The organism is Telmatospirillum siberiense (genome assembly GCF_002845745.1).
In the GTDB taxonomy this organism is placed as follows: domain Bacteria; phylum Pseudomonadota; class Alphaproteobacteria; order Rhodospirillales; family Magnetospirillaceae; genus Telmatospirillum; species Telmatospirillum siberiense.
Genome location: NZ_PIUM01000011.1, coordinates 107,096 through 128,004, shown reverse-complemented (window position 1 = coordinate 128,004; position 20,909 = coordinate 107,096). Strand labels below are relative to the sequence as shown.

At 63.4% G+C, this 20,909-nt stretch carries 18 protein-coding genes; 10 read left to right on the top strand and 8 right to left on the bottom strand.

Annotated elements, in window-relative coordinates:
• Nucleotides 1-193 precede the first annotated feature (193 nt).
• The 6 genes from CWS72_RS11615 (at nucleotide 194) to CWS72_RS11590 (ending at nucleotide 5,207) form a co-directional block, all read left to right on the top strand.
• Nucleotides 194-1,057, top strand: a complete 864-nt coding sequence (locus CWS72_RS11615; protein WP_101250796.1) for an electron transfer flavoprotein subunit beta/FixA family protein — start codon at nucleotides 194-196, stop codon at nucleotides 1,055-1,057.
• Nucleotides 1,054-2,136: an electron transfer flavoprotein subunit alpha/FixB family protein gene (locus CWS72_RS11610; RefSeq protein ID WP_101250771.1), complete on the top strand. Its 1,083-nt coding sequence runs from the start codon at nucleotides 1,054-1,056 to the stop codon at nucleotides 2,134-2,136. Before CWS72_RS11615 ends, CWS72_RS11610 begins: the two co-directional genes overlap by 4 nt.
• A 13-nt stretch (nucleotides 2,137-2,149) precedes the next feature.
• Nucleotides 2,150-3,451 carry an FAD-dependent monooxygenase gene (locus tag CWS72_RS11605; RefSeq protein WP_101250770.1) on the top strand — a complete coding sequence of 434 codons (1,302 nt, stop codon included), beginning with the start codon at nucleotides 2,150-2,152 and terminating at the stop codon, nucleotides 3,449-3,451.
• Complete coding sequence (locus tag CWS72_RS11600) at nucleotides 3,448-3,732, top strand: ferredoxin family protein (RefSeq protein WP_101250769.1); 285 nt, start codon at nucleotides 3,448-3,450, stop codon at nucleotides 3,730-3,732. Before CWS72_RS11605 ends, CWS72_RS11600 begins: the two co-directional genes overlap by 4 nt.
• Nucleotides 3,733-3,736: 4 nt before the next feature.
• On the top strand, nucleotides 3,737-4,213 hold the full coding sequence (locus CWS72_RS11595) for a ferritin-like domain-containing protein (protein WP_158240609.1): 477 nt from the start codon (nucleotides 3,737-3,739) through the stop codon (nucleotides 4,211-4,213).
• Between the two features lie 151 nt (nucleotides 4,214-4,364).
• The gene (locus tag CWS72_RS11590) at nucleotides 4,365-5,207 is read left to right on the top strand and encodes a glycoside hydrolase family 25 protein (RefSeq protein ID WP_101250767.1); all 843 of its coding nucleotides are present in this window, start codon (nucleotides 4,365-4,367) and stop codon (nucleotides 5,205-5,207) included.
• A 252-nt stretch (nucleotides 5,208-5,459) separates the two neighbouring features.
• Here the strand turns inward: CWS72_RS11590 and CWS72_RS11585 are convergent, their stop codons facing one another.
• Complete coding sequence (locus CWS72_RS11585) at nucleotides 5,460-6,377, bottom strand: LysR family transcriptional regulator (protein ID WP_101250766.1); 918 nt, start codon at nucleotides 6,375-6,377, stop codon at nucleotides 5,460-5,462.
• 259 nt (nucleotides 6,378-6,636) lie between these two features.
• Here CWS72_RS11585 and CWS72_RS11580 point away from each other — a divergent pair, with 259 nt between their 5' ends.
• The 4 genes from CWS72_RS11580 to CWS72_RS11565 all read left to right on the top strand — a co-directional run bounded on the left by CWS72_RS11580 (nucleotide 6,637) and on the right by CWS72_RS11565 (nucleotide 10,827).
• Nucleotides 6,637-7,515 carry an ABC transporter ATP-binding protein gene (locus CWS72_RS11580; protein WP_241911690.1) on the top strand — a complete coding sequence of 293 codons (879 nt, stop codon included), beginning with the start codon at nucleotides 6,637-6,639 and terminating at the stop codon, nucleotides 7,513-7,515.
• A complete protein-coding gene (locus CWS72_RS11575; protein ID WP_101250765.1) occupies nucleotides 7,516-8,316 on the top strand; it encodes an ABC transporter permease in 801 nt (266 codons plus the stop codon). It begins immediately after the preceding gene.
• Nucleotides 8,313-9,674 carry an amidohydrolase family protein gene (locus CWS72_RS11570; RefSeq protein ID WP_101250764.1) on the top strand — a complete coding sequence of 454 codons (1,362 nt, stop codon included), beginning with the start codon at nucleotides 8,313-8,315 and terminating at the stop codon, nucleotides 9,672-9,674. The genes CWS72_RS11575 and CWS72_RS11570 overlap by 4 nt, the downstream gene beginning before the upstream one ends.
• A gap of 136 nt (nucleotides 9,675-9,810) precedes the next feature.
• Nucleotides 9,811-10,827: an aromatic ring-hydroxylating dioxygenase subunit alpha gene (locus CWS72_RS11565; protein ID WP_101250763.1), complete on the top strand. Its 1,017-nt coding sequence runs from the start codon at nucleotides 9,811-9,813 to the stop codon at nucleotides 10,825-10,827.
• A gap of 232 nt (nucleotides 10,828-11,059) precedes the next feature.
• Here CWS72_RS11565 and CWS72_RS11560 read toward each other — a convergent pair whose 3' ends face one another.
• The 7 genes from CWS72_RS11560 to CWS72_RS11530 all read right to left on the bottom strand — a co-directional run bounded on the left by CWS72_RS11560 (nucleotide 11,060) and on the right by CWS72_RS11530 (nucleotide 20,713).
• A complete protein-coding gene (locus CWS72_RS11560; RefSeq protein ID WP_241911689.1) occupies nucleotides 11,060-12,442 on the bottom strand; it encodes a sigma 54-interacting transcriptional regulator in 1,383 nt (460 codons plus the stop codon).
• A complete protein-coding gene (gene atoS, locus CWS72_RS11555) occupies nucleotides 12,439-14,274 on the bottom strand; it encodes a two-component system sensor histidine kinase AtoS (protein WP_101250761.1) in 1,836 nt (611 codons plus the stop codon). The genes CWS72_RS11560 and atoS overlap by 4 nt, the downstream gene beginning before the upstream one ends.
• Before the next feature lie 77 nt (nucleotides 14,275-14,351).
• Entirely contained in the window at nucleotides 14,352-16,445 is a 2,094-nt protein-coding gene (pta, locus tag CWS72_RS11550) for a phosphate acetyltransferase (RefSeq protein WP_199175643.1), read from the bottom strand.
• A 121-nt stretch (nucleotides 16,446-16,566) separates the two neighbouring features.
• On the bottom strand, nucleotides 16,567-17,739 hold the full coding sequence (locus CWS72_RS11545; protein ID WP_101250760.1) for an acetyl-CoA C-acetyltransferase: 1,173 nt from the start codon (nucleotides 17,737-17,739) through the stop codon (nucleotides 16,567-16,569).
• Nucleotides 17,740-17,832: 93 nt separating this feature from the next.
• The gene (locus tag CWS72_RS11540) at nucleotides 17,833-19,260 is read right to left on the bottom strand and encodes a short-chain fatty acid transporter (RefSeq protein ID WP_101250759.1); all 1,428 of its coding nucleotides are present in this window, start codon (nucleotides 19,258-19,260) and stop codon (nucleotides 17,833-17,835) included.
• 141 nt (nucleotides 19,261-19,401) lie between these two features.
• A complete protein-coding gene (locus tag CWS72_RS11535) occupies nucleotides 19,402-20,058 on the bottom strand; it encodes a 3-oxoacid CoA-transferase subunit B (RefSeq protein WP_101250758.1) in 657 nt (218 codons plus the stop codon).
• Nucleotides 20,051-20,713, bottom strand: coding sequence for a CoA transferase subunit A (locus CWS72_RS11530; protein WP_101250757.1), 663 nt, complete (start codon nucleotides 20,711-20,713; stop codon nucleotides 20,051-20,053). Before CWS72_RS11530 ends, CWS72_RS11535 begins: the two co-directional genes overlap by 8 nt.
• Between the last annotated feature and the right edge of the window lie 196 nt (nucleotides 20,714-20,909).

Genomic DNA, 20,909 nt, shown 5'->3' with positions numbered 1-20,909 from the left:
TTTTAAATCGCTTTGGTAGGAAAATTATCTCGTCCACCGAGAAATTTTCAGGATGCGCATAAAAAGTGTCGTATCGAAACTAAAACCATAATAAATATGTGGCTATTGGCGGCGCCGGCCCCTGCCTTCGCGGAGGCTGGATAGCGTTTTCGCCTGCGGGGCTGCCATGGACCAGAAAAGAGGAAGCGGTCTAATGCATGTCGTCGTTTGCATCAAACAGGTCCCGGATAGCGCGCAGATCCGGGTCCATCCCGTCACCAACACCATCATGCGCCAGGGTGTTCCCACCATCATCAATCCCTTCGACCTCTTCTCGCTGGAAGAGGCCCTGCGTCTGAAGGACCAGTTCGGCGCCAAGGTGACCGTGCTCACCATGGGTCCGAAAATGGCGGATCAGGCCTTGCGCAAGGCCCTGACCTTCGGCGCGGACGAGGCGATCCTTCTCACCGACCGCGCCTTCGCCGGATCCGATACGCTGGCGACCTCGCTGGCGATCTCCTCGGCGATCGCCAAGATCGGCGAAAAGGAACCGATCGACATCGTCTTCTGCGGCAAGCAGACCATCGATGGCGACACCGCCCAGGTTGGGCCGGGCATCGCCACCCGCCTCGGGCTGCAGCAATTGACCTACGTCTCGAAGATCGTCTCGATCGACCGTGACGCCAAGGAGATCGTCGTTCATCGCCGCGCCGAAGGCGGCGTCCAGGTTCTGAAGACGTCGCTCCCCTGCCTGATCACCATGCTCGAAGACACCAACCACATCCGCTTCGGAACGATGGCCGACGCCTTCCGCGCCGCACGCTATCAGATCACGGAATGGTCGGCCACCGACGCCGGGGTTCCTGATATCGGTCAATGCGGATTGCGCGGCTCGCCGACCGTGGTGAAAAAGGTGTTCGCCCCGTCGGCGCGTACCGACAAGGCGGTTCCGATCACCGGCGAGACGCCGAAGGCGATTTCCGACAGCCTCGTCGAAACCGTCTTCTCGGCCCATCCCGGACTGCAGGAGGATCTGCAGACTCAAGTCGCCGCTATTTCGCAAGGAGCCTCGTCATGACCGAACCGGCGACGTCACGTCCGGCCGGACGCACTGTGGAACTCGATGAACGCCTCAAAGCCTACAAGGGTGTTTGGGTTTTCATGGAAATGGAACGGGGGCATGTGCACCCCGTGTCCTGGGAATTGATCGGCGAAGCCCGGAAGCTGGCCGATACCCTGGGCGTCGAGGTATGGGGCGTCCTTCTGGCCACTCCCGGCGAAGCCAATAAGGCGGCGGCCCAGAGCGCCTTCGCCTATGGCGCGGACGGCGTCTATCTGATGGAAGACGCCATCCTCGCCGAATACCGCACGGCCCCCTATACGGCCGGCCTCTCCTATCTGGTCGACACCTACAAGCCGGAAATCCTCCTTCTGGGCGCCACCACGCTCGGCCGCGACTTGGCCAGCGCCGTGGCCACCACGCTCGCCACCGGCCTGACCGCCGACTGCACCAAGCTCGCCATCGACATGGATACGCGCAGCATGGCGGCCACCCGCCCGACGTTCGGCGGTAGCCTTCTCTGCACCATTCATACGCTGAAGGCCCGCCCGCAGATGGCGACGGTTCGCCCCCGCGTGATGGCCATGCCGGCCAAGCAGGCTGGCCGCACCGGCAGGATCATCACCACCGATCTGGGCCTCAAGGAAGAGGATATCGTCACCAAGGTACTCGATTACATCCCCGACCGCGACCAGGATCAGGCCCAGCTCGCCTTCGCCGACTTCATCGTCGCCGGCGGCCGGGGCTTGGGCAAGCCCGAGAACTTCCGTCTGGTCAACGACCTGGCTTCGGTGCTGGGCGCCGAGGTGGGCGGGACGCGGCCCCTGGTGCAGGCGGGCTGGATCGGCGCCGAGCGCCAGATCGGCCAAACCGGCAAGACCATCCGGCCGAAGCTCTATATCGCCGCCGGCATTTCGGGTGCGATCCAGCACCGCGTGGGCGTCGAGGGCGCCGATTGCATCGTCGCCATCAACTCCGACCCCAATGCGCCGATCTTCGACTTCGCCCATTTCGGTCTGGTCGGCGACGCCACGAAAATCCTGCCCGCACTGACGGAGGCGTTCCGCCATCGTCTGGCCACTGGAAACGCCATTTAAGAGGAATTCCAACATGACGGAGAAATTCGACGCCATCGTCGTCGGGGCCGGCCCGGCGGGCAGCGCTGCTGCCTATGTGATGGCCAAGGCCGGACTGAGCGTTCTGCAACTGGAACGCGGCGAGTATCCGGGCGCCAAGAATGTCCAGGGCGCCATCCTCTATTCCGACGCGCTGGAACGCATCATCCCCGAATTCCGCGACGAGGCGCCGCTGGAGCGTCACATCGTCGAGCAGCGGGTCTGGATGCTGACCGACAAGTCGCACATCGGCCTCGACTACCGTTCCGATGAGTTCAACGAGGAAAAGCCGGATCGCTATTCGATCATCCGCGCCCAGTTCGACCGCTGGTTCTGCACCAAGGTCAAGGCGGCCGGCGCCCTGGTCATTTGCGACACGGTGGTCAAGGCGTTGCTCAAGGACGCGCAGGGTCGCGTCATCGGGGTCAAAACCGACCGCGAAGGCGGCGACATCCTGGCCGGCGTGGTCATCCTCGCCGACGGCGTCAATTCGACCCTGGCCCGCGACGCCGGTTACCGGGCCGAACTGGACGGCGACAACACCGCCCTGGTCGCCAAGGAAATGCACTTCCTGCGCCCAGAGGTCATCCAGAACCGCTTCAACATCGGCGAGAAGGAAGGCGTCGCCTTCGAACTCGTCGGAACCCTGACCAAGGGCAAGATCGGGATGGGGTTCATCTACACCAATCTCGAATCCATCTCGATCGGCATCGGATGCATGGTCGGCGACTTCGAGAAAGGCGGGTTGACGCCTTACGGCCTGCTCGACGAGTTGAAGGCCCATCCGTCGGTCAAACCGCTGCTCGCCGGCTCCGAGATGAAGGAATATTCGGCCCATCTCATTCCGGAAGGCGGATACAAGGCGATCCCGAAGGTTTACGGCGACGGCTGGATGCTGGTCGGCGATTCGGCCGGCCTGGTCAATTCGATCCACCGGGAAGGCTCCAACATGGCGATGACCAGCGGCCAACTGGCGGCGGAAACGGTGATCGCGCTGAAGAAGGAAGGCAAGGCCTGCTCGACGCAGAACCTGGCCCGTTACAAGTCGGCCCTCGACGACAGCTATGTCATCAAGGACATGAAGAAATACCAGGGAATGCCGGGCTTCCTGCATGGAAACCGGCATGTCTTCACCCTTTACCCCGAGCTCATGTCGCAAGCCGCCAGCACCATGCTCCGCGTCGACGGACTGGACAAGAAGAGCAAGGAAAAGCAGGTCACCAAAGCTTTCCGCGAAAAGCGCGGCCTGTTCGGCCTGGTGGGTGACGCAATCAAATTCGCGAGGGCTTTCCGATGAGCAAGGTCGAAGAAAAGCTTTTCCAAAACAGGTATCTGCTTGATGAGGGTTCACCTCATATCCGCATCAAGAATCCCGCCGTCTGCAAGACTTCCTGCGCGCAGCCCTGCACTTTCTGCTGCCCGGCCGCCTGCTATGTGAAGAACGAGGAAGGCGGGGTCGACCTGACGACGGATGGCTGCCTGGAGTGCGGCACCTGCCGCCTCATCTGCCAGAGCAACGGCAATCTGGAGTGGGACTATCCGCGCGGCGGTTTCGGCATCTCCTTCAAATTCGGGTGATGCCATGAACGCAGTCGAACAATTCCTGGAAGCCGCGGTCCGCCTTGAGCGGGACTCGGCCCTGCGTTACGACGAACTGGCCGACGCCATCAGCGGACATGGGGAGGCCGAGGTGGTCGCCTTCTTCCGTGAGCAGGCCCTCTTTTCACGCCGCCACCTCCAGCAGGCCGAAAACCGCATCGGCAAGCGGGAAAACTGGGATGGGGTCGAGGAGGAGAAAGCCGCAGATCCCGCCGTCACCGCCTTCCCCACCGGCGAAAGCCCGGAAGCGGCGGCGATCTGGGCGGCCGACGCCCATCTTTCGGTGAAGGACGCCATGGCCTTGGCGCTCGAAGCCGAGGAAAGGGGCCGGGATTACTACGCCAAGGTGGCCACCGCTTCCGAGGATCCGGAAGTTCGCGTCCTCGCCGCGGCTTTCGCCAAGGAAGAGACCGAACATGTCCAGGCCTTGAAAAAGCTGATCGCCCGCGTCAAGGCGTAACGAGACGAGGACGAAGGCCGGACGGGCGTCCCCGCCCGGCCTTCGTTTCGTTTAAAAATATTTCTTTTGTTGCGAAATAAACCGTTCGCTCTATTCTTCGGACGATCAAGGAAGATGATGACCTTCCTTTCAAGATAAAACATTCGGGCAAATGATCTCTCGCAGAACCATGATCGCCGGGCTGTCCGCCATGGCGGTGCCAAGCCTGGCCGGTTGCGCCGGGCAGCAGCGAACCCCCACCCCCCGCCTTCTCGCCACCACCCAGCCCATCACCTCCCCCACCGACGTCGGCCTCGACGCGGTGATCGACATCAGCCACACCAGCACGGTGACGGACTTCACCGCGATACGCAGCCAGGGCAATATCCTGGGCGTGCTGCACAAGGCCACCGAAGGGGGCGACTGGTATGACCCGCTTTATGCCCAGCGCCGGGTCCAGGCCCAGGCGGCGGGCCTGTTGTGGGGCGCCTATCATTTCGGCACCCATCAATATTCGGGCGCGCAACAGGCTGCGGCGTTCCTGGCCGCGACGCAATCCGACCCGATGACGTTGCTGGCGCTCGATCTCGAACCCAACGACCGCAAACCCGGCAATACGATGACCCTCGACCAGGCGGAGGAGTTCGTCCAGACCATCTATCAGGCCACCGGGCGCCTGCCCCTCATCTATACCCATCCGACCTGGGCCAACGGCGGGGTCTATGGCCGCGCCCGCATCAGCCTGGGACGGCCGATCACGACGAACTCCATCCTCGCCAGTTGCGATCTGTGGCTGGTCGATTACCGGCTGCAGCCCGAGATGCCCATGGCCTGGGCCAACCGCGGCTGGCGCCTGTGGCAATATGCCGGCGACGACTATGCCGGCGGCGGCGGCCCATTCGGCCCCATGTCCCGCGCCGTCGTCGGCGTCGACCGCTGCGACCGCAATCTCTTCCAGGGCAATATGACGGCGCTTTATCAGTTCTGGAACGGCGTCATCGGTCCGGCGGCGTAAAAAAGCCACCGGCACGGAGGCGTTAGGATAAGCCCTCGCCCCTTGTGGGAGAGGGCGGCGAGCATGAGCGAGCGGGTGAGGGGTACGCGCGTCCGCGCGACATCAAGGACTTGTTTGTTTCTGCACACTTTCTCCGCGCTCGACGCGCGTAAGTCCCCTCACCCAACTCGCTTCGCTCGCCCCCTCTCCCGCAAGGGGAGAGGGGAGATTTTTCTTATCCGAGCGCCTCGCCGGTGTCCGGCAAAATGCCCCTCAAAGCGGCCAGTCGCCCTCGTCGATCGCCTGGATGATCTTGCGGAGTTCCTCGACCACCAGGCTCTGCGAGGGATCGAGGGCGCCACGCGCGCGCTCCACCAGCTTCAGTTCCTGGCGCGGCATCAGCTCGTCGAGCAAGGGCAGAAAGACCAGACGGCCGGCGCGGCGTTCCACCTCGACGTCGACCTCGTTCAGAAAGGTGATCGACTGGCCGTCGGTCACCGCCTGTTTCATCAGCTCGATCGAATTGCTCTCCACCGCCAGATCGACGCGGATCGAGGCGCGCTCGAAGGCGTCGGCGACCATCGTCCCGATGGTCATGCTGCGGTCGGCGAGAATCAGCGGATAGCCGAGACAGTCGCCCAGATAGACGCTGCCCCGTTCGGCCAGGGGGTGACCGGCCGCGACCACCGCCCCGACGCGCAAACCGGTTCGCGCCACCACGCGCAATTTGGCGTCCGGCGGCAATTGGAAGGCGAATCCCAGATCGGCCTCGCCGGATCCGACGTCGCTCATGACGCCTTCCACCGACGTGGCCTTGATGGCGAGCTTGATGAACGGATGATGTTCGCGCATCCACCCCACCAAACCGGGCAGCAGCGAATTGGCAAGCCCGCCCATGGTGCTGATCCGCACCAGCCCCCGCCGCCTGCCCTGCAGATCGACCAGACGCGATTGCAGCAGTTCGTAATCGCGAAGCGTCTGGCGGACATGGGCGAGCAGCAATTCGCCCGCCCCGGTCAACCGCAGCCGACGCGGCAGGCGTTCGAAGATCGGTACGCCGATTTCCTCTTCGAGCGCGATGATGCGGCGATTGATCGATGACGAGGCGATATTGAGCCGCGCCGCCGCTTTCCGGATGGAACCGCACCGGACAACCTCGTCCAGATAGGTCAGCAGGCTGGAATGCAACATGCGCGGATGTCCTTATACAACTCTCGGCGATCGGAACCGATCGCCGAGCCCTCAATCGCCGGGCGGGATACATCCGTATCCCTGGGCTTCGCGCCAACGATGGCGCGGGCCCTCAACGGGCCAGCCAAGTCTCGATGAGTCATCCTCATCGAGACTTGGTATTATGCTGCCTTTAAGGCATCAGTATTAGCGCATTTTGATGCTTTTCACACCCAGCACGACATCCCATATGCTGTCCATCGAAGCATGGAGCCAGGGCATGATGACCGCTGCCTCTCAACCGTCACCGCGCGCCGCCGCCGAAGCGATCCCCGCCGCCTCGCCCTGCCGGCCGGTCGCGCCCAGGGCTCCGCTCGACCTGCCGGTCGTCGACATCCTGTCGGCGGAAAAAATTTTCCCCGACGGCACGCGGGGGCTGGCGCCCATCGACCTGTCGATCCGCCGGGGCGAGTTCGTCAGCCTGATCGGCCCCTCCGGCTGCGGCAAAAGCACCCTTCTGAAGCTGGTGGCCAATCTCTTCGAACCCAGCGATGGACGCATCGTCTGGTGGCAGGGAAACTTTTCCCGTGTCGGCGAGGCCGGCCGGCGCCTCGCTTTCGTCTTCCAGGACCCCACCCTGATGCCCTGGGCCCGCGTCCGGACCAATGTCCGCCTGCCGCTCGATCTGGCGGGAACCGACCGGGCGGAAGCCGATCGCCGGGTGGACGCCGCCCTGGTCCAGGTCGGGCTCGATCGCAAGGGGCGCCATTTCCCCGGCCAACTGTCCGGCGGCATGCGGATGCGCGTCTCGATCGCCCGCGCCATGGTCACCGAACCGGATCTGCTGCTGATGGACGAACCCTTCGGCGCTCTCGACGAATTCACCCGCAACAAGCTCGACGACGATCTGATCCGGCTGTCCTGGGAAAAGAAGCTGACCACCGTCTTCGTCACTCATTCGCTCTACGAGGCGGTGTTCCTGTCGACCCGAATCGTCGTCATGGCGGCCAACCCGGGCCGCATCTTCGGCCAGTTGGAACTCGACGAGCCGCTGCCGCGCGGCGACGACTTCCGCAACAGCGACCGCTTCGCCGCCCTCTGCCGCGAGCTTTCGGCCATGCTGCACGCCGCCTCGCTGGAAAGCCGGGGAGACCGATAAATGCGCCCCCTTGCCACCCATCCCCTGTTCAGCCGCATCGCCGCCCCGGTCGGCCTCGGCCTCTTCGTCCTTCTCGCCTGGCAGCTCTTCTGCAAGCAGCGGGGAATCCCCGTCTATCTGTTCCCCGCCCCCAGCGACATCGCGCTGAAGCTGGCGGGGTCATGGCCGGAACTGTTCGGGGCCCTGCTGAGCACCCTCGCCGTCACCTGCGAGGCCTTCGTCCTGGCCATTGTGCTGGGCACCATGACGGCCTTCCTGTTCGTCCAGAGCCGGCTCATCGCCATCAGCCTCTATCCCTTCGCCGTGCTGTTGCAGGTGACGCCCATCGTGGCCATCGCGCCCCTGATCATCATCCTGGTCAAGAACACCCAGGTGGCGCTGACCATCTGCGCCACGGTCATCGCCATCTTCCCGATCATTTCCAACACCACCATCGGCCTGTCCACCGTCGATCCGGGCTTGCTGGCCTATTTCCGGATGAACAAGGCCAGCCGTCTGCAAACGCTGATCCGCCTGCGCATTCCCTGCGCCCTGCCCTATTTCCTGGCGGGCCTGCGCATATCGAGCGGGCTCGCGCTGATCGGCGCGGTGGTGGCCGAATTCGTCGCCGGCACCGGCGGACCGGGCGCCGGACTGGCCTACGACATCCTGCAATCGGGCATGCAGCTGGACATTCCCCGGATGTTCGCCGCCCTGGTGCTGATCGCGCTGACCGGCATCCTTCTCTTCGTCTCGATGGCGGGGCTCTCGCAGCTTCTGCTGGGACATTGGCATGAAAGCAGTATGGGACATGAAAAATGAATGATGTGGTCATCCGCGGCGCCGCCGGCATTCTGACCGGGCTGTCGGGGTCCGACGAACGGGCGACAGGCGATATCCGGATCGGCGAAGGCAGGATCAAAGCCGTCGGCACGGTGGTGCCCGAGCCCGGCGACCAGGTGATCGACGCCTCGGGCTCGGTCGTCTATCCGGGCCTGGTCAGCACCCATCATCACCTGTTCCAGAGCGTGCTGAAAGGCATCCCGGCCGGTATCGATCTGCCGCTGGAGGGCTGGTTGCGGACCGTTCCCTTCAGCTATTGGCACAAACTGGACGAGGACGCCCTGGAGGTGGCCGCCACCGTCGGCCTGGCCGAACTTCTGCTGTCCGGCACGACCACCATCGCCGATCACCATTATCTGTTCACCGAGAACTACGGCTTCGATCCCGCCGCCACCATCTTTCGCGTCGCCGAGCGTCTGGGCATCCGTCTGGTTCTTTGCCGCGGCGGCGCCACCCAGGGACGCGACTTCGACATTCCCCATACCCAGCCGATGCCGAAGGAAAATCTGGATGGCATGATCCGCCGGGTCGGCGATCTGGCGGCCCGCTTCAACGACCCCTCGCCCGAGTCCATGCGCCGGGTCGTCTTCGCCCCGACGACGCTGCCCTGGTCGGTGCTCCCCGAGGAACTGGACGTCATCGCCGAAGCGGCGCGGGCGATGAAGCTCAGGCTGCACAGCCATCTTTCGGAAACCCATGTCTATGTCGACTTCTGCATGGAAAAGTACGGCAAGCGCCCCGTGCAATGGGCCGGCGACCACGGTTGGCTGGGCAAGGACGTCTGGTTCGCCCATCTGGTCCATCTGGACGAGTCCGAACTGCGTCTGCTGGCCGAGACGGGGACCGGCATGGCCCACTGCCCGCAAAGCAATTGCCGCCTGGGTTCCGGCGTCGCCGCGGCCGACCGCCTGACCCGGTTGGGCGGCCCCGTCTCGCTCGCCGTCGACGGGGCGGCCTCCAACGAAGCCTGCGATATGATCAGCGAAATGCATTGCGCCTGGCTGGTGCATCGCGCCGCCAAGGGCGCCCAGGCGGTCCGCGCCGAAGACGTTCTGCATTGGGCCACCGCCGGTGGCGCCCGGGTCCTCGACATGCCGACGATCGGCACGATCGAAGTCGGAAAAACCGCCGATCTGGCCATCTTCGATCTGTCGCGGCCGCGCTACGCCGGCCTGCACGACCCCCTGATCGGGCCGATCGTCGCCGGCGGCGACGCCCAACTGCGCCATCTGCTGGTCGGCGGCCGGACGGTGGTCGAGAACGGCGCCATTCCGGGGCTGGATCTGGCGGCCCTTTCCCATCGGACGGCCGGCATCGTCCGCCGCCTGGCGGCGTGAGGACGGTGCCACTCTTAGACCAAGTTTCGATGAGGATAACTCATCGAAACTTGGTTTGGCCCATTGAGGGCTCGGTGATCGGTTTCGATCACCGAGAGTTGGTATTAATCGAACAACTGAACAGGAATCCGACGTCATGCTGACCGCGCGGCAGAAAACCCTTCGCAAATACTGGTATGCGGTGATGCCCCTCGAGCATCTGGCCGACGGGCCGAAACCGTTCCGCCTGATGGGCGAGGACATTGTCCTGTTCCTGGACGCCGAGGGTTCTCCGGTCGCGCTTCGGGACCGCTGCTGCCATCGCACGGCCCGGCTGTCGAAGGGCTGGTGCGAACAAGGCCGGATCGTCTGCGGCTATCACGGCTGGACCTATGACGGGGAAGGCCGGCTGGTGCGGATTCCGCAACTGGATGCCGAGACCGCCCTGCCCAAACACAAGCTGCGATCCTATCATTGCATGGCCCGCTATGGTTATGCCTGGGTGGCCCTTGACGATCCGATCGCCGACCTGTTCGACATCCCGGAAGACCGCGATCCCGGCTACCGGCGCATCATGCAGTTCTACGAGGAATGGAAGACGGCGCCCTTGCGCATGATGGAGAACTCCTTCGACAACGCCCATTTCTCCTTCGTCCATCGGTCCACCTTCGGACGCGCCGACCAGACGAAACCGAAGAAATACGAGATCGTCGAAACGGACGAGGGCTTCTACGCCGCTTCCTGCGTCGACATCCTCAACCCTCCCGAGGCCCATCGGGTGACGGGCAGCAGCGAACCGACCACCACCCGCGACATGAAAAACCACTGGTATCTGCCATTCTGCCGGCGCATGGACATGGAATATCCGAGCGGCATCCGCCACATCATCATCAACTGCGCCACGCCCATCGACGACGAGCGCATCCAACTGGTGCAGATCCTCTATCGCAACGACCGGGAGGAGGACTGCCCGGCGCAGTTGCTGATCGACTGGGACGCCAAGATCACCCTGGAGGACAAGGAGATCCTGGAATCCACCGATCCCGACGCCACGCTGGACGTCGGGCGCAAGCTGGAAGCCCACATGATGTCGGACCGCCCCGGCCTCCTGATGCGCCGCCGCCTGCTCGACACCTTGCGCGCCCATGGCGAGGAGGAAATCACCGCGGCATGAGAGCAGACGATCCGGGATATTTTGAACCACCAAGACACCAAGGCACCAAGGTGATGGAGTGCGCCGCAGGCATTCACCCGTTCACCCGATGGACATCCGTGGGATGAGAAAGGAATGCCTGCGGCGCGCATTCTTCTTGGATCCGCCACGCGGCCGGATATATCGGGAAACGCCTTGGTGTCTTGGTGCCTTGGTGGTTCATCAAACCCCAGACCCGGCAGAGCGCCCCCCCTCACCCGATGCCATGTTCCTGGATCTTGTAAAGCAGCGAGCGCCGGCTGATCTGCAGATCGTGGGCGGTTTTCACCCGGTTGCCGTCGTTGCGCGCCAGGGATTCGGTGATGACCTGGGCCTCGTAGCGATGCACCAGATCGCGCAGGGAGCGCACGGCGCCGTCGAACGGGGGACGCGGCAGACCTTCGAACTCGCCGGCCGAATGCAGGATCTGTTCGGGCAGGTCCTCGGGCCCGATCTCGCGTCCCGTGCTCATCACCACCGCCCGCTCGACGGCGTTGCGCAGTTCCCGGATATTTCCCGGCCAGTCGTGACGCAACAGGCAGTCCATCGCGGCCTCGTCGAAGCCGGTGATCTCGATGCAGTTCTCGGCGGCGAATTTCTGGAGGAAATAGCCGGCCAGCAGACGCACGTCCTCCGGCCGTTCGCGGAGCGCGATGGTCTTGATCGTCACCACGTTCAGGCGGAAATACAGATCCTGCCGAAAGGTGCCCTGGCGGACCAGCTCCTCGAGATTCTTGTTGGTGGCGACGATGACCCGGACGTCCGCCCGCACCACGTCGCCGCCGCCGACGCGCTCGAACTCGCGCTCCTGGAGGACCCGCAGCAGCTTCACCTGCAGGCTGGGGGAAATATCGCCGATCTCGTCCAGGAACAGCGTCCCGCCGCATGCCTGTTCGAAACGACCGCGACGGCGGGCCAAGGCGCCGGTGAAGGCCCCCTTCTCATGGCCGAAGAACTCGCTTTCCAGCAAGCTGTCGGGGATGGCCGCGCAATTGACCTTGACGAAGGGCTTGTCGGCGCGGGCGCTGTTGTAGTGGATCGCCGTGGCCACCAACTCCTTGCCGGTTCCGCTTTCGCCGCAAACGAGGACGGTGGCCGTGCTCTTGGCCACCTTGGTGATGGTCTGGCAAAGCTCGATCATCTTCGGGCTATTGGTCAGGATGCGATCGAGACGGAAACTTTCCGACAATTCGCGATGCAGGACCGAGATATCCTCGCGCATCCGGCGCAGTTCGAAGGCGCGCTTGACCAGCAGCAGCACCTCGGCGATGTCGAAGGGTTTGATGATGTAATCGAAAGCGCCGTCCTTGATCGCCTGCACCGCCGTTTCGACCTCGGCATAGGCGGTCATCAGGATCACCGCCGTCGAGCGGTCGAGATTGTGGATGGCCGACATCGCCTTCAAACCCGACATCCCCGGCATGCGAATATCCATCAGGATCACCGCCGGCCGTTCGGCGCGAAAAATCTCGACGGCATCGAACCCGTTGTCGGCGGTAAGCACGCCAAAGCCCTGCTTGGTCAGCATCGCCGAAAGGAACCGCCTGATTCCCTCGTCGTCGTCGACCACCAGCATCGTCGGCATTTCCTTTCTCAAGCCTCGTCTCCCGATGTCTTGTGACTCAGGGGAAGCCTGAGCGTGATCTCGGTGCCCAGCCCCAAGGTGCTGTTGATTCCGATATGCCCGTCGTGGGCGTCGATGATCCGCCTGACCATGGCCAACCCCAGTCCCGTCCCGGTCGGTTTGGTCGAGAAGAAGGGATCGAAGACTTTTTCGAGATCTTCCGGCGCAATGCCGACCCCATCGTCACTCACCGAAATCGATACCTGATCGGGGGGCAGGAAAGCGGTCCGAATGATGATCCGTCCGCCTTCCGATGTCGCCTGAATGGCGTTCAGCACCAGATTGAGCACGACCTGCTTCAAGGCTTCGCCATCGGCTTCGATCGGCGGGACATCCGGCGACAACTCCATGGCGATTTCCGTCGACCATTTGTTGCCGGCCAACATGGTCACTTCCCGGATCAAGGCGTTCAGGGCGACAAAACCGATCCGCGGCGGGCGATAGCGGCCAAACTCCAGAAGTTCGGTGATGATGCGGTTGAGACTGTCGACCTGCCGGATCACCAGGGGGGCGTAAAGCTGCCATTCCGCGATGTCGTCGCTGCTCTCGAGATGCTGCATGAATCCGCGGATCGACGTCAACGGATTGCGAATTTCATGAGCGATTCCCGCCATCAACTCACCCAGGGCGGCCAGGCGGTCGGCCCGCATGATCTGGGTCTGCAGATGAAATTTTTCACTCAAATCCTTGATGACCACCACGGCGCCGATCACCGCGCCGCTGCCGTCCAGCAGAACGCTGCTGCTGGCGCTGACATGCAGGGTCTTGGTCGCCAGGGGATGGACCAGATCGACACCGATGTATTGTTTGCCGGTCTGCAGGGTGTCGAGCAGGACGCTGGTGAACTTCGCCCCCGGACGGAACAGCGATTGATAGGGCTGCCCAACCGAGGTTTCCAAAGGCGCGTTCATCATTTGCTGGGCGGCGGTATTGATCGACGTCACCAGCCCTTCGTTGTCGACGGCGATGATGCCGTCGGCGACGCTGTTGACGATATTTTCGTTCAAGGTCCGGGCGTCGGCCAATGCCCTGGCCATCGCATTGATGGCCGCGACAATCTCGCCGAACTCGCCGGGCAGGGGCGCGATGCGCTTGCGGATATCAAGACCGAGAGTGGCCAGACCGTTCTTGATGCAGGAAACATCGCGGGAAATGCGAATCGACATGACATGGACGAGGGCCCCGCCCAGAAGGACTCCGCCAAAAATGATGACGAAAATGGCATGGTCCATCGCACTGGTCTGCCGTTCGATGGCGTCGGACAGTTCGTTGGCCCAGATATAGCCGATCACCTCGCCGTTGCGCCTGATCGGCCACATGGCGTTCATGATATGACCGCGAACCAGCAACCCGCTTTCCACCAGCGGCTCGCCGGAGGTCATGACCCGCCGTCCGGGATGATCCGGAGAAATGGGCAATCCGACCTTGTCGGCGTAATCCCGGCTTGGGCCATAGGTGACGATGGCGTTCAGGGCTTTGCAATAATAGCCCACGCCGACACCCGGATTGGCATCGGCGACGGCATCGGTGATCGCCCGCAGCCGTCCGTTAAGGTAAGCGATCTTGGCCACCCGGTCGTCCGGTTTCCCCTGGTAGTCAGCCAGAAGACCGTCGAAATCGCCGGCCAATTGACTGTCGAGAATACGAGTCAGGCCGAACAGCTTGTCCTGCTTTTCCTCGTTCAGGGCATTGCGCCCTTTGATCTCGATGACATAACCGGCGGTAATGATGGGAACCGCCACCACCACCAGGGACAACAACAACAACTTGGCGCGCAGCGTAGAAGGAAACCAGGCGCGGAACATGCGGTTGCCTTTTCACTTTCGCCCTCGCCCCTTTGTCAGGGAGGAGGATCGTGGTGAGAGGGGCTAAGGGTGTCCCATCAACCGGTCTGGTTCGCCTGGATCGCCGTCAGCGCGATGGTGTAGACGATGTCGTCGACCAGGGCGCCGCGCGACAGATCGTTCACCGGCTTGCGCAGGCCCTGCAGCATCGGGCCGACGCTGACCACGTTGGCCGAACGCTGCACCGCCTTGTAGGTGGTGTTGCCGGTGTTGAGGTCGGGAAAAACGAAGACGTTCGCCCGGCCCGCCACCAGACTTTCCGGCGCCTTCTGGCGGCCGACGCTCTCGACGCTCGCCGCGTCGTACTGGATCGGGCCGTCGATCATCAGATCGGGACACCTCTCGTGGACGATACGGGTGGCTTCGCGCACCTTGTCGACGTCGTCTCCGACGCCCGAGGTACCGGTCGAGTAGGAGATCATCGCCACCCTGGGTTCGATGCCGAAGGCCCTGGCGGAACCGGCTGACTGGATGGCGATGTCGGCCAACTGCTCGGCCGACGGGTTGGGGTTGATGGCGCAGTCGCCGTAGACCAGCACCTGATCGGGCATCAGCATGAAGAATACCGAGGAGACGATGCTTTGCCCCGGCGCCGTCTTGATCAGTTGCAGGGCCGGGCGAACGGTGCTGGCCGTCGTATGCACGGCCCCCGAAACCAGACCGTCGACCTCGCCCACCGCCAGCATGACGGTACCCAGGACCACGGTGTCCTCGAGCTGGTCGCGGGCCTGCTGCGGCGTCAGCCCCTTGGATTTGCGCATCTCGACCAGCGGCGCGACATAGTTCTCGCGCACCGCCATGGCATCGATGATCTCGATGTCGGGCGGCAGGGTCAGCCCCTGATTGCCGGCGATTTCCCGGATGCGGGCCGGCTCGCCCAGAAGAACGCAGTGAGCGATCCCCTTCTCATGGCAGATCACCGCCGCGCGCAGGGTGCGCGGCTCGTCGCCCTCGGGAAGCACGATGCGCTTGTTGGCGATATGAGCGCTTTGCACCAGCCGGTGACGGAAGGCGGGCGGCGTCAGGCGCAAGGTGCCGGGCTTGCCGACGATATCCTTGAACAGCGCGATATCGGTCGATTCGGTGACCTGCTGAATGGCCTGTTCCATCCGCTGGGGATCGTTGCGCGTCACGTGCCGGTTCAAGCCCGCCAGCAGGATGCTGGTGCCGTAGGTGTCCTTTTCCGAACGCAGGATCGGCAGGCCGCTCAACTGCGAAGCCGAAATCAGCGACGCGATGGGCGGCGCCGGCTGCCGGCCGCAGGTCAGCAACAGCCCCGCCAACGGGATGCCGCGCAGATAGGCCAGCGCGGTGGCCAGAATGATATCGCTGCGATCGCCCGAGGTGACCAGCAGGGTCCCGGGCCGCAACCAGGAGATGGCGTTTTCCACCGCGCTGCCGGCGACGGCGATTTCCTGGACCCGCGATTGCGCCAGATTGCCCTCGCGTTCCACCGTCAGTCCCAATTCCTCCACCACGTCTGCCAAACGCGGGGCGCTCAGGCCCGCGTCGAAAGGCACGCAGGCCAATAGGGGGGGCAGATCCCCCTTGGCGCGCAGGCCGGCGACCAGACGGCGGCCGTCCTCGCCCGCGGCTATCTGGTTGAGCACCACACCGGCGAAGCCATTGCGTCCACCGTCGCCATAGAGACGCACCGCCGCGGCGACATCCTCCGCCAACTGTTCGCAGGACCGCCCCAAGGCATTGACCACCACCACCATGCGGGCGGACAGGCAACCGGCCATCGCGATATTGAGCTGCGAAGCCAATTGCGCCTCGAAATCCAGAGGAATGCCCTGGATGACCACCACGTCATGAGCCTGCGACGCGGCTTCGGCGAGCGTGACCACATCCTCCATCAGCTCGGAAAGCTGACCGGACCGGACCCGCTCCTCGGCCAGGGCGAAGGGGATCGGCTCGGGGACATCCAAATGGCAGAGGGAACGCCCGAAATGACATGCCAGATCGACCCTGGCGCCGGCCGCCTCGGGCGAGGAGATCGGCTTGATGAAACCGACGTCGATTCCCTCGCGCTGCAATGCGCGGACCAGCCCCAGGGACACCGATCGAGGACCGACATCCCGAGCGGCGGGAACCACGAAGAAACTTGGTGAGTCCACTCCCTTGCTCATCTTTTTTTATCCTTCGTCCGGTTCCATCCTTAACCGCTGATGGAGACCTTCGATTTCACAAGCCATATGCTAAATATCATATTTTAGTCCCGCCCGCTTACAGGGATCTATGCCTCACCCCTCAGCGCTCGACACAGAGCGCGATGCCCATGCCGCCGCCGATGCACAAGGTGGCCAGTCCCTTCCTGGCGTTCTGCCGGCGCATCTGGTGCAGCAGGGTCACCAGGATGCGCGCGCCGGAAGCGCCGATGGGATGGCCGAGGGCGATGGCGCCGCCGTTGACGTTCACCTTCGAGGTGTCCCAGCCCATCTCCCTGTTGACCGCCAGGGCCTGGGCGGCGAAGGCCTCGTTGGCCTCGATCAGGTCGAGATCGTCGATGCTCCAGCCGGCCTTTTTCAGGGCCAGCCGGCTGGCCGGTATCGGCCCCGTGCCCATGATCGATGGATCGACACCCGCCGTGCCCCAGGAGACGATGCGGGCCAGGGGCTCGATACCCCGGCGGTCGGCGTTTTCGGCGGACATCAGGACCAGGGCGGCGGCGCCGTCATTGATCCCCGAGGCGTTGCCGGCGGTCACCGTGCCGTCCTTGGCGAAGGCGGGGCGCAATTTGCTCAAGGTTTCGGCCGTCGTCCCGGCCTTGGGATGTTCGTCAACGGAAACCACCGTGTCGCCCTTGCGTCCGGCGACCGTCACCGGCACGATTTCCTCGGCGAAACGACCGGCCGTCATCGCCGCCTCGGCCTTCTGCTGGGAGGCGGCGGCGAAGGCGTCCTGGTCCTCGCGCGAGAGCGACCATTTCTTGGCGACATTTTCCGCCGTGACTCCCATGTGGTAGCCGTTGAAGGCATCCCACAGGCCATCCTTGATCATGGTGTCGGTGAACTCCGACGCCCCCATCTTGACGCCGCCCCGCAGATGCATCGCATGCATCGACTGGCTCATGCTTTCCTGGCCGCCGGCAACAACGATTTCGGCGTCGCCCATTCCGATGGCCTGGTAGCCGAGCGCGACGGTGCGCAACCCCGATCCACAGACCTGATTGATGGTGAATGCCGTGCGCTCGACCGGAATCCCCGCATTGACGGCGGCCTGACGCGCCGGGTTTTGTCCCTGGGCAGCGGTGAGGACCTGGCCGAAGATGATCTCGCTGACCTCCTGCGGATCGACCTTGCCCCGGGCCAGCGCCGCGCGGATGACGATTTCCCCCAGGGCATGCGCCGAAAGCGACCCCAGTCCGCCACTAAAACTGCCGATGGGCGTCCGGACGGCTTCGGTAATGACGATAGCTGACATGATCTCGTTCTCCGTTCCTCGAAAACCTACAGATGGATGCCGTGAAGCGTCATTGAAGCGAGCCACGGCATCCGCCACCTCCCTCCGCCCGGATCAAACGGGCAGCGTCTTGGCCAGCAGCCACAGAAGGAACAAGACGACGGGAACATGGAAGACGAACTGGGTAAAGGTGAAACCCACCACGTCCCGGGCCTTCAGGCCGACGATTCCCAGAAGGGGCAGCATCCAGAAGGGATTGATCAGATTGGGCAGGGCCTCGGCCGCATTATAGACTTCCACGGCCCAGCCTAGATGGGTATGCAGATCCTTGGCCGCCTGCATCACGTAAGGGGCCTCGACGATCCATTTGCCGCCGCCGGACGGCACCAGGAAGCCCAGGATCGCCGAATAGATGCCGATCACCACCGGGAAGCTGTCGGCCGAGGCGATATTGACGAAGAAATTGGCCAGATGGTGCGAGATGGTGACGCCGTCGCCCCCCTTGACGCCGGTCAGCAGGGCGGCGGCGGCGCCATAGAGCGGAAACTGGATCAGGATGCCGCCGGTCGAAGGCACCGCCTTGGCCACGGCGGCCAGGAAATTCCTCAGCCGCCAATGCAGCAGCAGGCCGATGATCAGGAACAGCAGATTGTAGGTGTTGAGGTTGGAAATCGCCGTCAGCGGATCCTTGGTGGCGAACTCGCTCCACAGGAAGCCGATGCCGAGAAGGGCGATCACCACGCTGATCAGGGGGCTTTGTTCCAGCCATTCTCCGGGCCGCAGGACGGCCTTCCTGGTTTCGACGGGCCTGGAGAGGTCGATACCCATGTCGACCGCCGTGCGCACCTGCCCGCCCGTCGGAGCGGAGAAATAGGAGATGGCCACCGAGACGATCACGATGATCAGGGCCATCAGCATCGATTGCCAAAGGCCGATGGTCTGGCTGAAGGGGATGACCCCGGTGATGTCGGAAATGGCTTTTGGCAGGCTGGCCGCATTGGCCTGCAACTGGGCGGCCGACGAATTGAGTCCCAATGCCCAGGTGGCCCCCAGTCCCAGATAGGCGGCCCCCGTGGCGGCGCGGTAGTCCATCTTGAGATCGGTCCGCCGGGCCAAAGCCAGGACCAGCAATCCGCCGAAGATCAGGCTGAGCGCGTAATTGAGGAACGATGCCGCCATGCTCATGAAGGCGACGAAGGCGATGGCGCCGCGGGCCGTCTTCGGAATGCCGGCGATGGTGTCGACGAAGCGCGACACCGGCGCCGAGGTGGCCACCACATAGCCCGAGATGACGACGATGGTCATCTGCATGGTGAAGGGAATCATCGTCCAGAATCCGCCACCGAAAGACGCCGCGACCTCCATCGGCTTGGCGCCGAGCGCCAGGTCGGCCACGGCCACGACGATGACCGCCAAGGCGGCGAAGACGAAGGAATCGGGATACCAGCGTTCGGCCCAGCCGGTGAAGCCGATGGCCCAGCGGGCCATCAGGCCGAGCTGGGGCGAGGCAGCGGTGCCGTCGTTCTTGGACATGTTTGTCATCGCGCGTTGAACCTCCCTAAAGCGTTTATTCAGAAACAAGCGCGTCATTTCAGGGCTGACGCTTCAGCCTGTCGGCGGGATGCCTCTTCATCCCCCCCTTCTCCCGCGAGAGGAGAAGGGCTTTTGCCCGCCCTTTTTCCCCTATATGGCCAGAGGCATGACCGGAACATCGGCCGGAATGATGAGTTTCGCCTCGGTGGCGGCCACCACCTGCTCGACGGTGACGCCAGGGGCGGTCTCCTTGAGCAGCAGACCATCAATGGTGGGCTCGATGACGGCCAGTTCGGTGACGATCAGATCGACGCTGCGGACCGAGGTGAGCGGCAAGGTGCAGCGATTGAGGATCTTGGGCGCCCCCTTGGCGGTATGGGTCATGGCGACGATGACCCGCCTAGCCCCGGAAACCAGATCCATGGCGCCGCCCATGCCGGGCACCATCTTGCCCGGCACCATCCAGTTGGCCAGCAGTCCGGCCTCGTCGACCTGCAGGCCGCCCAGCACGGTGACATCCAGATGGCCGCCCCTTATCAGGCCGAAGGACATGGCGGAATCGAAGGCGAAGGCGCCGGGAAGCGCGCCGATGGGGGCGCCGCCCGCATCGGTCAGATCCGGCGACGGCACGGCGCCCTCGGGCAAGGCCCGCATGCCGATGATGCCGTTTTCCGACTGGAAGGCGACGTCGATGCCGGCCGGCAGATATTGGGCGACCAGGGTCGGCAGGCCGATGCCGAGATTGACCAGATTGCCGTCCTCGAGTTCGAGGGCGACGCGCTTGGCGATCAGTGTCTTGTCATCCATGACGGGTCTCCTTGGTCACCAGGTAATCGACCACGACGAAAGGCGTCACCACGGCATCGGGGGCGATGGCGCCCACCGGAACGACGTCCTCGGCCTCGGCCACCACGGTGTCGGCGGCCATGGCGATCAGCGGATTGAAGTTCCTGGCGGTAAAGGCATATTCCAGATTGCCCCGGTAATCGGCGCGCTTGGCCTTGACCAGGGAGAAATCCGCCTTGATCGGCGTCTCGACCAGGAAGACCCGGCCGTCGATCTCGATGGTCCGCTTGCCCTCCTCGACGACGGTGCCGACGCCGGTCGGGGTGACCACGGCGCCCAGTCCGAAGCCGGCGGCGCGGACCCGTTCGGCCAGGGTGCCTTGCGGCACCAGTTCGACCTCGATCTCGCCGGCGATCATCTGGGCCTGGGTTTCCGGATTGGTGCCGATATGGCTGGCGATCACCCGGCGGACCAGTTTCGCCGAAATCAGTTTGCCGATTCCGACGTTGGGCCGCGCCGTATCATTGGCGATCACCGTCAGCTCCCGCCTGCCCTGGCGGACCAGTTCATCGATCAGGCCGTCCGGCGTGCCGCAGCCCATGAAGCCGCCGATCATCACCACGGCCCCGTCGGGGATCATGGCGACGGCGGATTGAAGTGTGATGGTCTTGGTCATTGCCCCTCTCAGAATGCTTGAGGAATATAGAAAATACACAATCTAAAAATTACAAATAATTATAAATAACAAATATTAAATAGTTATAATAACAAAAATAATAATCACTCAAAAATGTACATAACTATAGATTAATAACATTCCAGTATTTTATATAAGCATCGTCCGCCTTCCTGATAGCGCAATATCCATGCCA